Origin of the sequence: Corallococcus sp. Z5C101001 (assembly GCF_007352635.1) — a bacterium.
Taxonomy (GTDB): Bacteria; Myxococcota; Myxococcia; order Myxococcales; family Myxococcaceae; genus Corallococcus; species Corallococcus silvisoli.
Map to the genome: position 1 here is coordinate 136,663 of NZ_VKLU01000010.1, position 12,718 is coordinate 149,380.

General features: G+C 70.1%; 6 protein-coding genes. 2 read left to right on the plus strand and 4 right to left on the minus strand.

What is annotated here, in order from left to right; genetic code table 11:
• Positions 1 to 8: 8 nt before the first annotated feature.
• The 3 genes from FOF48_RS22950 to FOF48_RS22960 form a co-directional block, all read right to left on the minus strand.
• Positions 9 to 1,139, minus strand: a complete 1,131-nt coding sequence (locus FOF48_RS22950) for an SCO family protein (protein ID WP_255442559.1) — start codon at positions 1,137 to 1,139, stop codon at positions 9 to 11.
• On the minus strand, positions 1,136 to 3,139 hold the full coding sequence (locus FOF48_RS22955; RefSeq protein WP_143904909.1) for a YncE family protein: 2,004 nt from the start codon (positions 3,137 to 3,139) through the stop codon (positions 1,136 to 1,138). Before FOF48_RS22955 ends, FOF48_RS22950 begins: the two co-directional genes overlap by 4 nt.
• Before the next feature lie 104 nt (positions 3,140 to 3,243).
• On the minus strand, positions 3,244 to 8,487 hold the full coding sequence (locus tag FOF48_RS22960) for a copper oxidase (protein WP_255442560.1): 5,244 nt from the start codon (positions 8,485 to 8,487) through the stop codon (positions 3,244 to 3,246).
• A gap of 363 nt (positions 8,488 to 8,850) precedes the next feature.
• On the opposite strand from FOF48_RS22960, the gene FOF48_RS22965 reads away from it, so the two are divergent.
• Together FOF48_RS22965 and FOF48_RS22970 are read left to right on the plus strand one after the other, a co-directional pair.
• Entirely contained in the window at positions 8,851 to 10,278 is a 1,428-nt protein-coding gene (locus FOF48_RS22965) for a pseudouridine synthase (RefSeq protein WP_143904910.1), read from the plus strand.
• A 222-nt stretch (positions 10,279 to 10,500) separates the two neighbouring features.
• On the plus strand, positions 10,501 to 11,118 hold the full coding sequence (locus FOF48_RS22970; RefSeq protein WP_143904911.1) for a DUF2716 domain-containing protein: 618 nt from the start codon (positions 10,501 to 10,503) through the stop codon (positions 11,116 to 11,118).
• A 57-nt stretch (positions 11,119 to 11,175) separates the two neighbouring features.
• Here FOF48_RS22970 and FOF48_RS22975 read toward each other — a convergent pair whose 3' ends face one another.
• Positions 11,176 to 12,438, minus strand: coding sequence for a CotH kinase family protein (locus FOF48_RS22975; RefSeq protein ID WP_186002038.1), 1,263 nt, complete (start codon positions 12,436 to 12,438; stop codon positions 11,176 to 11,178).
• Between the last annotated feature and the right edge of the window lie 280 nt (positions 12,439 to 12,718).

Genomic DNA, 12,718 nt, shown 5'->3' on the forward strand with positions numbered 1-12,718 from the left:
GCGCTCCCTCACTTCGGATCGTTCAGGTGTTCCACCGCGGCGACGATGTTATCGGCCATCGCCATGGCCGGCGACTTGACCCACATGCCGGTGGCCGCATCGCCAATGAGCAGCGTGGTGTTGTGCTCGTCAGGCTTCTCCGCGTAGCCGCCGAGCTTCTTCAGCACGAGCGTGATGTTCTCCCGCGAGCCCGTGAGGAAGTACCACCCTGGCTGGGCACCGAACTTCTTGGCGAACTTCGCCAGGCTCTTCGGCGTGTCGTTCGTGGGGTCCACCGAGAGCGTGAGCATGTGGAGGTCCTTGCCCATGCGCCCCGCGAGCTTCTTCTGCACCTCCGCCAGGTGCTGCGTGATGGGGGAGCACGCGCCCTTGCAGGACGTGAAGGCGAAGTTGATGAGCACCGTCCGGCCGCGCACCAGGTCCTCGTAGAAGCGGTGGGTCTTGCCGTTCTGATCCACCAGCTCCGTGTTGGTGAAGTACTTCGCGGCCGCGGCGTCCTGGGCGGCGGTGCCGTCCAGGGCCGTCAGCTCGGAGGGGGCGGCGGAGGAGGCCTGGGCCTCGCGCAGGGCCTCCACGATTCGCGAGGGACTGCCCAGCCCGTCCACGCGGGTCCACTTGTTCGTGAGCGCGTTGCCGATGAGCACCAGCGGCCGGTGCGACTCCTTGTCCGGCACGTACCCGCCCAGCGCCACCAGCGCCTCCTTCACCTTCGCGGGCTCTCCGGTAAGGAAGGACCAGTCCGGCCCGGGGTGGAAGGGCTCCGCGAACTTCGCCAGCCGCTCCGGCGTGTCGTTGTTCACGTCCAGCGTGATGGAGATGAAGCGCGCGTTGGACTTCTCCCCCAGCTCCTTGCGTGCGCGCGCGAGCGTGGCGGTCATCGGCGTGCAGATGGTCTTGCAGCGCGTGAAGATGAAGTTGATGGCCACGGTCTGTCCGCGCACCAGGTCCGTCCACAGCTTCACCTGCCGGCCATGCTGATCCACCAGCGGGACGTCCGGCACCGTCACCTCCAGCGAGCCCGGGGCCGGCGCCGCGGCCGGAGCGGGCAGGGGAACGCGGACGTCCTCCTGTGCGCGGGCGAACGGCGCGCACGTCAGCGCCAGGGCGAACAGCGCCTGCTTCAGGGAGGGAGCCATCATGGTGCGGACTCGGAGGTGAGGGCGGCCGCGAGCGGGGGCGACACGCCGAGGGTGAACGTGGGCAGGCGGCCCAGGTCGACGCCCCGGCCCTCCACGCCCACCACGAACTTGTACTGGCCTTCGGTCGGCGGGCTGAAGTCGACCTCGAAGACGCCATCGGACACGCGGCGGGGTTCGGTGCGCACCTGCCAGGTGCCGGGCGTGCGGAACATCAACACGCGGATCTCTTCCGGGGCGACCGCGGGCTGGCCCGCGCCGGCCGTGGGCTCCAGGCGGAAGCGCAGCGGCGCCGTCTGGCCCGGCGCGTACATCCGCTTGGCGTCGAACTCCGGCGTGAGCTTCAGCGGCAGCGTCCTCGCGAAGGAGGCATCCACGGGCACCTCGCCGACCTTCCACTCCAGACACGCCACGACGCGAGGGTTGTCCAGCAGCACCTGGACGTCGTAGGTGCCGTTCTCGCGCACGCTGCCCCGGGCGGTGAAGACGCCGGGCTCCACCTCGCGCAGTGAACGATCCAACACCTTCACCGCGCGCGGCTCGCGGCCGTAGTTCAGGTGGGTGCCGCGCGGGGCCATCATGCCTTCCTGGTAGAGGAACAGCGCGCGGTCCGCGTTGCCCGCGGCGATGACGCCGTTGCCCTCCGGCAGTGGCGCGATGGGATCCGAGCGGCCCAGCACCCGGGCCTCCGAGGCGGGCCGCTGCCCCATGGTGACGCGCACCAGCGCGGGCGTGCCCGTGCCCTCCAGCGTCTTCAGCTCCACCAGCGTCACCCGGCTGTCCGTGGTGTTGCGCACGTAGGCGAACGCGTCGGTGAAGACGACGGAGTCCGGCGCGGAGAAGCCGGGGAGCGTGTGGGCCACCTGACTGGTGGCCGCGTCCACGATGTCCACGGTGTCGGTGTCCTTGTGCACCAGGAAGGCCCACCGGCCGGTGTTGTCGAAGCGCAGCGCGTCCAGGCTGCCCTTCACCGGAATGCGCAGGGACACCTCGCGGCGGGTGGTGTCCACCACCAGGACTTCATGTGCTCCAGGCCGTGCGACGAAGAGCGCCCGGGCCACGTCACTCCAGGCCAGCTCGGTGACGCCCGTCCCCACCTCCACCCGGCCCAACACCTCTCCAGAGGCCGTGTCCAGGGCCGTGAGGACGGGGGCCTCACGCGCCGAAACCCACGCGGTGCGCCCGCTGTCGGAGAAGCCGAACGCGTGCGGTCCCGCCCCCACATCCACCGGATCGCGCACGGAGTGCGTGGGCGTGTCGATGATGGTCACCGTCCCGTCGCCGTCGTTGCTCACCCAGGCGGTGAGGCCGTCCGGGGCCAGCGCGATGCGGCCCGGCTGCCGGCCCACGTGCAGGGGGCGCGTCACCACGAAGCGCTGCGCGTCCACGACGGACACCGTGTCCTGCCCGGGCAGCGTCACGTACAGCGCGGAGCGGTCCGGCAGCAGCGCCCAGTCCGCCGCGGCGCCGCCCACGGACACCAGGTGTTGCAGCTTGGTGCGGTCGAAGGCGATCTGCGGGTTGATGACCGACACCGTCTGGTCGTGGTTGAGCGTGAGGAACCAGTACGCGTTGAAGTCCACGTCCGCCTGCGCGGACAACAGGCCACCCAGATAGGTCTTCACCTGCGTGCGGCAGGCCGCGTCGTCCGGCGCGGCCTCCCCTGGGGGACGCAGCCGCATCCACGCCAGGGGCCGGCGCCCCGTCAGCGGCTCTCCCGTCCGGGCATCGGCGAGGGTGACGCGCGCGACGGCCTGGAGCGGCGAGCCCTGTTCGGCCTCCACCGGTCGGGGCGTCAGCGTGAGGCCGAACGCGAGCGACACCCCGTCGCGCGTCACCTTCACGGGGGCCGCGGTGATGGGCGCTGGTGGGGCGCGCGAGGGGACCGGCGCGGTGGGTGACTCAGGCGCGGCGGGGGCACGCCGCAAGAGGAAGTGTCCGCCCGCGGCGATGAGGCCGGTGGACAGCAGGCCGGCGATGGCGAGGACGTAGGGCTTGCGCATGGGGCGGCTCGAAGCGGTGCTGCCAGGGAAGGAAAGGGGGCGGCGCGAGGGGAAAGGAACCTTCCACCGCCGCGCCGCCCAAGGTGTTGCCAGGAGCGCCGGGACTACTCCACCCGGAACACGCCCCACAGACCGCCACTGCTCCAGAGGAAGCTGGGCATGTCTCGGTACAGGTAGTCACCCGGGACGCCGTACGCACCGCCCGCGCCGTACTCGGGGACGATGTTCCAGTGGTGCATCACCGACGAGCCTCCCTGGGTGGACACGATGGGCGAGCTGGGGTTGGGTCCCATCACCCGCGACTGCATGCCCGCGGCCCAGGGGTTTCGCGACCACTCCGCGCCGTGGATGCTGAAGGCGTGCTGCCGCGAGTGGCCCGACGGCTGCCCCACGCGCCAGCGCAGCGGCTCTCCCACCTTGGCGGTGAACACCGGCGTGGCCGGGTCTCCGTACACGCTGGTGCTGAGGATGGACGTGAGGTCGTAGTTGTTCGTCTGCTCAGGGGGCGTCTGCGGCGGCACGCCCAGGCGGGCCCAGAGCGGTTCGGTGCGGTAGTTGAACCCCTTCTGTCCGGTGTCCTGCGAGTCGTCGATGCCGTTGGTGTTGCGCAGCGCCGTGCCGCTGTTCAGGCCACTGGTGTTGGTGTCCTGGAAGCGGGTGTTGTCCGTGTGCAGGCCCAGGTCGTCCTGGTAGAGCAGGACGAACTCCCGGAACGTCTGCTTGCTGCCGTCCTTGCGGGTGTAGCGCACGCGCGCCTGCGCGTCCGTGCCGGTGTCCGCGCTCCAGTCCGCGTCCGCGGGCTCCACGACGAGCGCGCCGATGGAGCCGTGCATGCCGTGGTTCACCACGTCCGCCATGTTGCGCAGGTTGATGATGCCGAACTCCGTCGGCGTCACCATGCCCACCGGGAACGGAGCCGTCCACGGGGAGCTCTTGAACTCGCCCGCGTACCAGCGGTACGTGCGCGTCGTCCCGGGCGCCACCGTCTGCTGCGCGTTGAGGCCCACGTTCGCGCCGTCATCCGTGTTCACGTCCACGTTGACCAGCTGTGGGTGCAGCGACACGTGGTTCGACATCCGCGTCTGGTTGACGTTGAAGCTGGACGTGATGGCGGAGTGGTGCGCCCACACGTCCTTCTTCGTCAGCGCCGTCGCCGGCAGCCGGTTGGTGAGCACCACCTGCACGCACTCACCGGCCCGCGCGCGGAGGATGAGCGGCTCCGGCGCGCGCTTGCCCAGCTTCAGGTCGGACAGGTACTCGTCGCGGGCGAAGATGATCGCGTCCGGATCATAGAGGCCGTACTTGCTGTTGTAGACCAGCCTCCCGCCGGGCAACCAGTTGCGCGCGTCGATGGCCGACACCGTGTAGAGCCGCACCGGGGCGTTGCGCGGACACGAGTCGATCTTCACCGGCTTGATGCCCAGCTTGCCGGTGCTCTCGTACTGGAGCACCAGGTCCGGGTCGATCTTCATCATCGCCTCGCGAGCCTCCAGGGCGAACGTCACGGTGCGCTGCTTCACGTCCTCGCCCTTGTCGTTGGTCTCGTAGGAGGCCTGGATGGTCTCGTCCGACTCGCTCAGCCGGGGCAGGCCGGAGCGCGCGGGCATCTCCAGCAGCTCCACCGGGGGATAGGCCTGGAGCTGCTCCTTGCCTCCCGCCGACACCGCCAGGTCCAGCCGGGGGTTGAGGTCCACCGCCAGCATCGCCACATCGCCCAGCGTGCGCAGGCCCTTCTGCTTGTGGCGGTAGGTGCGCATCAGGCCCCACATGCCGTTCCAGAGGTCGCCGTTGGACGCGCTCATGTACATGTAGTCCGCCGTCTCGTACGTGCCGCCGATGGCGGGCAGGCCGCCGGTCAGCTCGAACTCGAAGTGTTCGGAGATGCCAATGGCCTGGGCGTTCTGGAAGCCGCTGTTCGGGTCGCCGCCCTCGCGCAGCCACTTGTGCCCGTGCAGGTTGAAGCTGTGCTGCTCCTCCTGCGAGCCCTGGACCAGGCGGATCTTGATGCGGTCGCCCTCGTAGCCGGCCATCAGCGGCGTGTACGGGTCGCCGTGGATGTCCGAGCGGAAGACGTTGGACATCTCACCCTCCTTGGTGCTGAGCAGCTTGCGCGTGCCGCAGCGCGTGGAGCGCTTGGAGATGCGCAGCGGGATGGGCTCGTTGCGGTAGTTGACCATCATGCCGCCCGGATCCGCGGCGCTGATGGCCTCCGGCATGGGGGTGGTCTCGAAGCCGACCGCCCAGGGCAGCGCGTCCTCCTTGTAGTTGGGAGGGTTCACCGGCTGGCCGCACTCGTCCAGCAGCGGGTTGTAGTCCATGAAGCCCAGCGCGAACTCGCGGAAGCTCTGCGAGGGATCCGCGGTGATGACGTCCGCGCGCCAGCTGGTGGGGCCGCCGTCCGCCACGCGCGAGCCGTAGTACACGCCGGTGCGCGGGTCGCGCCACTTGGAGCCCTTGGGCTCCACGATGAGCGCGCCGAAGAAGCCGTGCTGCTGGTGCGACGAGGGACCGAAGTGGTCGTGCGTGAACACGGTCTCCAGCGTGCGGTTCGCGGACTGGTCGTCCGCCCACCAGCGCTGCACCGTGGTCTGCGCCGTGAGCGGCGCGCGGCTGACGCGCGGGTGCGAACCCAAGGCGGGGACCGAGAGCGTCACCCGGGTGCCCGTCTCGCTGACGTTGCCGTCCGCCGCGAACGCGCCGCCGGCGGCATTGGCCAGGTGGATGCGTTCAGCCACGGTGTCGGAGGACAGGGTGCCGTCCTCGTAGTTCCACCCGTTGCCCGCGCCGTCCGCCGCCGTCACGTCGAACTTCACCAGGTGGATGTGCTGCCCGATGACGTCCGTGGGGGTGTAGATCTGGAACGCGTCCGGCTCCAGGTGCTTGGGGATGAGGTTCGTCGAGTAGAAGTTGATGCACTCGCCGGACTCGGCCCGGAAGAAGAAGGGCTCCGGCGGACGCAGGCCGTCCTGGGTCGCGGGCACGTCCTCGTTGAGGACCATCAGCCGGGCCTGCGGGTCATGCCACCCGGCGCGGTTGATGCGCTGCATGTCGATCTGCAGGTAGGTCGCGCGGTAGTTGCGCACGCTCGCGCCGGCCGGGCAGGGGTCCGCGAAGGGCGCTCCCGCCACCGGCTTGCGGCCGTTGACGGTGAACTTCCCGGAGGAGCCCTGCGGCGTGTAGGCCGCGTAGCCCGCGGCCGTGTCGCCGTAGAGCGTGGTGACGCTGGAGGCGTTGGGGAACTCGCCCGCGTGGAACGCCATGGCGTTCTTCTCCAGCCGGGTACCGTCCTGGGGCAGCAGCTTGATGTTGAGCGCGCTGGGGTCCACGTCGAAGCGGCCGGAGACGCCGTACGCCACGGTGCCCACGGCGCGCGTGACGATGTGGCGGGGCAGGCCGCCGTCGTACTCCAGGTCCAGCGGCGCCTGCGGCGCGCGGCGGCCCGTCATGCCGGCGATATAGAAGGGGTAGCCGGGGAACGCCGGGCGCGTCGCGAGGTTGCCGCTGCCGTCCGTGACGACCGTGTCCGCGTAGGTCGGCATGGGCGGCATCGGGCGGTTGGGCAGCGGGATGACGGCCGGGTTGGGCGTGCCGTTCTTGATCTCCGCGTCAGGCAGGAGGCGGTCGGACGTGCCGGCCTCGAAGACGTCATGCACGCGCCACAGCGCCCACATGCCCTGCGCGAAGTGCGGGTACAGGTGGCAGTGGTGGATGGAGTCGCCCACGGTGAAGTTGCGGTTGCCGGAGCCGCCGTAGTTGATGTCGTAGGTGAACGTGGAGCCCGGCCCGATGGTCTGCGAGTCCAGGTAGTTGGAGGTCTCCACGCTGGGGGAGTACTTCCACTGGTGCGCGTGCAGGTGGAAGACGTGCGTCTCCGCGGGGCCCGCGTGGATGTTGCGGATGCGCACCGGGTCGCCCAGGTAGCTGTGGTGCACGTTGGTGGGGTCGTCCGGGTAGAGCGCCTGCGTGGCGCGGCCGGCGGCGTCCTTCTCCACGTTCATGGCCGGGTCGCCGTTGGCCCACGACTCCAGGAAGAACTCCTCGTACTCACAGGTGATGCAGTCCTTGGTGGGGCCGATCTTCGCGCGGTTGGCGAGCAACTCCGCGCCCAGGCCGGCCACGCCGTAGTTGATGCCGAAGCCGTCGCGCACGCTGTGGAACGTGGGGTTCCACTCCAGCTCGTCGAAGGCCTGAACCGCCTTGATCTCGTCGTGGTAGATGGCGGTGAACTCACGGAAGCTGCCCGTGTCGCGCGACGTGCTCGTCCCCACCACCGTGCTCGAATAGTCGGTGATGAGCGCCTCCAGGTCGCCGTGGCGGATCTTGTTGGTGCTGTCGAGCATGGCCAGCACCGGACGGCCCGAGCCATCCGTGGCCTCGTAGTCGATGATGGGCGTGCCGTCGGGATTGCGGGCCGTGGTGACGGCCTCCAGCGCCTTGGCGGTGACCTTGGAGCGGTACCAGCGCGCGCCGGGCGGCTCGACGTTGACCGCGCCGAAGAGGCCGTGGACCGTGGAGCCGCCGTCTCCCTGGCCGCCGAACGACGCGCCCATGCTGTAGAAGAAGAAGACGCCCTCGTGGTCCGCGTACCAGGTGTACGTGGTGCTGCCGCCGGGGCTCACCAGGCTGCTGGCGTTCTTGCCCACGTAGGCCCCGTCCGAGCTCATCGACAGGTATTGGAGCCCCTGCACATGGAGGGACGCGGTGCGCGTGGCGGGGGAGTCCTCGCGGTGCGTGTCGTCGAACTTCGCCTCGTCGCCCGCCCCGAACCAGATGCCGCCGATGGCGGTGTTCTCCAGCAGCGACGCGACCCGGTTGTACGTGGGCGTCAGGACCCAGGCGGGCAGCACCTTGCGCAGGAACGTCCAGCCGTTGTTGGAGCCCGAGGCCCGGCTCACGCCCGGCTGCGACTGGGACGGGCTGGGAATGGCGGAGCGCGTGGGCGCCAACATGTTCTGGAACTTGACCGTGAGACAGTCACCCACGTTGGCCCGCAGCGTGAGCGGGCGCGGGCGCTTGTCCGTCTTCAGCCGGACGTTGCCCGGCCCCATCTTGGACTTGCCGTTGATGGGCTCCACGTCGTCCAGGAGCGCGTACATCATGCCCGTGGGGTTGTAGGAGCCCAGGCGGTTGTAGGTGTAGACCTGATCGAACGCGACCACCTCCGCCAGGAGGGTCCGCTTGCAGGACGGAGAGGGGGGCGTGACGGGCGCGGGGAGGATCTTGTCCCGGAACGGCCCGTTGACGATCTGGATGCCCTGCGTGTTGGCACCCGTGGCCGTGGCGCCTTCCGGGGTTTGACCCGGCTCGCTCGACCCACAGGCCATCACGCCACTAAGCGCCGCGAACATCGCGGTTCGCCTGAACCTTGACGCAATGCTTCTCTGGTGGACTGGAAACAAGACGCCCCCTCGACGTTGCTCGATGCCATGGATGAGAGCCTTCTTCATGAGAAAGGCTCTCAGGATCCCCTCCCGCACAGGGAGGAATTGGATGAAACACAGACACACATGGAGTGTCGTCAGTTCACTAGGGGAGGTGGTGCCATGAAGTAAACAGTCCGCTCAACGCTCCGGATTTGTTGAGGCCGGGACAGAGGAAGTCGTCTTCTCTAAGAAGATTCAAAGGAAGATCCGGCCCGGTGGCGGATCCGCCAGGGCTCGGCCCATCCTGTGAAGTCAAGAAATGTCCGCAATACTCCGAGTGGCGACAACGTGACGCTCATCGAACGACTGCCTCCCAGGGACGGGGCGCTCCCCGTCCGGTTGGCGAGCCCGTTCCAACCGGGTCCTCCAGGCCCCTGGGGCCGCGGGGCGGCGGAGGCGCTCCAGCGGCGGCTGCTGCACGGGGCCACGCGCTGGGAGGCGCTGTGGCGGCCCGGGGGCGGCAAGATGTTCGGCGTGCTGGTGGTGGAGGCTCCTGGGGAGCGGCTGGGGTTCCTGAGCGCGTTCTCCGGGATGCTGGGGGGCGCCTGGAACGTGGAGGGCTTCGTTCCGCCGCTGTTCGATCCGGTGGCCCGCGACGCGTACTGGCCGGCGGGGGAGGCGGAGCTGGCCGCGCTGGAGGCGCGGCACGCGGCGCTGCTCCGGGACGCGGACGCGTTGCGCGCCCAAGGCACTCCGGCCGCGCCCGCGCTGCGGGAAGTGGACACCCTCCGCGCCGAGGTGGAGCACCTGCGCGCGGAGCGCTCGCGCGCGCTCTGGCGTCAGGTGACACAAGGGTATGTGATTCCCAACGCGCGGGGAGAAACACAGACATTGGCGGCGCTCTTCGCGCCACGGCCTCCGCCGGGCGGGGCGGGGGATTGCGCGGCACCCAAGCTCCTGGCGTATGCCTTTCGCCAGGGCCTGACGCCGCGGGTGCTGGCGGAGTTCTGGTGGGGCGCGCCGCCGCTGGATGGCCGCCGTGAGTCCGGCGCGTATTACCCGGCGTGTGACAACAAATGCGGCACGGTCCTGCCGTACATGCTTCAAGGGCTGGCGGTGGACCCCGGGCCACCGCCTCCGTCCCCCGTGGATGGGCCGCGCATCCTTCATGAGGACCCGTGGCTCCTCGTGGTCGACAAGCCGGTGGGACTGCCCACGCTGCCCGGCCGTCACGCGCCCTCGCGCGACTCGGTGCTCGTGCGCCTCCAGCCCCGGTTCCCGGACCTCAGCAGCGCGGGCTTCATCCAGGACCTGGAGCCCGAGTCCTCCGGCCTGGTGGCGATCGCTCGGGACGCCGCGACGCGGGCCGCGCTCCAGCGCCAGTTCTCCCGGGGTGAAGCGCGACAGCGCCATGTCTCCTGGGTCGACGGTCGTGTCGCGGGCGACTCCGGCGTCATCGACCTGCCGTTGCGGGGGACGACCCATGCGCCGCTGGAGGACTGCGTCGATGCGCGCCACGGCAGGCGGACCCTGAGCGCGTGGAAGGTCCTCGTTCGCGAGGATTCACGCACCCGGGTCGAGTGGGTGCCGGCGCTCCAGCTTCCCCAGTCGCTGCGCATCCATGCGGCGCACCGACTGGGGCTGGGCCTCCCCATCGCCGGGGATGCGCGCTTCGGGAGGCCGGACGCCCGGCTGATGCTCCATGCCGAGGCCATGGACTTCGTCCACCCCCGCACCGGCCAACGGCTGGAGTTCACGTCCGCCGCGCCCTTCTGACCCCAACGAACCCCATCCCCGGGCTCCGTGCCCTGGCCCGGCGCCCGGCGGCGCGGCGTCCACCGCGCGACACCCGGTGACGGCCTTGTGTCCGCCGCGCCCGGCCCGAGCCCCGGGGACGTCGGATGCCGTGCACAGGCCCCGACCCCTCCTGACAGGTGCTTGCGCCGTCCCCGCGTTGCGCGCCATACCCCGGGCCTACGTGAAGCGGGGGGCGTCGTCGTGCTCGAACTCAAGCCGGAACCCGAAGCCTGGATGCCCCTCGCGGGCGAGGAGGAGCGCCACGCGCTGGATCACCCGTGGCCCGCTCCGGAGCAGGGCTGCGTGCGCTTCGTCGTCGACGATGCCTTCTTCCGCCTGGAGCATGACGCCCGGCTGGAGCTCTACCGCGACCTGGCGGAGCGGATGCTCGCCGTCTTCCGCGAACTCACTCCACCGGGCGGCTGGCTCTACGCGTTGGATCCGCAGCACCCCTGCTATCGCTTCTACCCGCACGTCCCCTTCGAGGCGGGCGCCACGCTCCAGGAGATGACCGGCCTCTACACCCGAGAGCACATGGAGATGGTGGAGCGAGGCATCCACCCGCCGTCCCTCAACGCGCGCTGGGCCATGGACGTGCACCCCGCGGGGGACCCGGAGCACCTCTTCGCGCCGCAGGACTTCCACTTCGTCTTCGCGGCGCGCTACCGCGTGGGCAACTTCGACGGCCTGGAGGCCCCGGGCCGGGGGCCCATCGAGACGGAGACCTACGAGCTGCTGGGCCCGCGCCTCATCGCCGCCGTGGAGCGCGATCCCCCGGCGCTCTTCCTGCGCTCCCGCAGGCTGGGCCCCGAGGATTGATGCCGGCCCGGAGGCGACCGTCGCGTCCATCCGGCGGACGGTGCCGCCGTGTCGCGCTCAGCGGAGCTCCTCTTCCAGGAGATCCCAGTGGGCGTCCACCCAGGAGTGGATGTAGCTCACCTCGCCCTCGAAGCCGTTGATGTCCGCGCGCCGGCTCCAGCGCGGGAAGTGGCGGTAGGCCTCGCCCCAGAGGGCTTCATCCCTCCGGGCCGCGCGGTCGACCTCGGCGGCGTAGGTGTCGATGAGCCCCTGGACGACGTCCCGGTGAAGCGAGGTGTGGAGCAGGGTGTGGAAGCGCTCTCGCAGGGGCTGGCGGATGGCCGGATCCTCCATCATCCGGGCGAACAGCCGGTTCTCTTCCGGGAACGTGGCCATCGGTCGAGGGGCCCGTCGCAGGGTGTTCCAGTCCTGTCCGAAGCTGGCATCCGTGTCCCACGGGATGTACCGCCATGAGCCCGTCGGCCCTTGCGCACGGAAGTGGTAGGCGTTCTTGGTCACGGAGTCGGACAGCGCCGCCAGGTGGGCCAGCATCCACCAGTCCTCGTAGTCCTCCACGCGCATCCAGGCGCCCCGCTCCGCGCGGAAGCGCTCCGGAGGGGCGTTCGCCACGAAGGCGGTGAGCTGCTCGATGCTGGCGTAGGCCTGGTCGCCCTTCTTGGGATCGCCTTCCTTCTTCTCATAGCCCTGATGCAGCGTGCTCTTGAGCCTGCCGACCTCATCCCACTGGGAGAAGTTCGCGCTCTTGTCCACGGCCTTGAAGAGCTCCCCTTCGGGATCCATCCCCTGCGCCGCCAGCGAGTGCCGGTCGACGTGGTCCACCACCGTGAAGAGCCCGTGATACTGCCCGTCCAGATAGACGACCGCGCTGAACGCCTTCACCTGGAGGTGTTCGGAGGACATCATGCTCCACAGGGTGAAGGTGAGCCGGGTGCGGATGTATGAGTTGTCATTGAAGGGGCTGATCAACGCCACCTTGCGCCGCCCGGAGAGCCCGCCCGCGAGCAGGGGTGCGTCGAGGGTCTGCCCATCGTCGAAGTCGAGCGTGAAGCTGCGCTTGGGGAAGGCCTGCGACGTTTCCCCGCGATAGCGGGCCCGGATGGCGTAGCAGCGCCCGCGAAAGAAGACGCGCGCGGGCCGGTAGTCGTCGTCGTCGGGCAGCGATTGCGCCACGTAGAGGTGGATCACCGGCAGCCCATCCTCCTCCTGCTCGAGCGCGGCGCCCGCCGTCCGCGTGCACTCGGGGACGTCGGTCGCCCAAGGGCTTTCGGGCAGGCAGGCTGACGTGGCCGCCTCCAGCGCCAGCGTCAGTCCCAGGGCCATGCGCAGGGACCCACGCCTCGCTCGTCCCATCCCCCCGCCTCCTCGCCTCGAAGCCCGCCGCACCTTCGCCCCCGCACCAGCCTCCGGTGGGAGCCTGCCCTGGCTCAGGGATCGAGGCGTTCGCCATCCCTCCGCGCCCGGTCACGGCCGGTGCGACGGTGGCCCCGCGGGCACGGCGGGCCTTTCACGGCCGGTGCGTGGGGAGCATTGCCGCCGGGGCGAAGGTGGGCAGCCCCCGCGGCCATGCCAAGGACGTCCTGGGGGGCAGGTCGAGCGACGG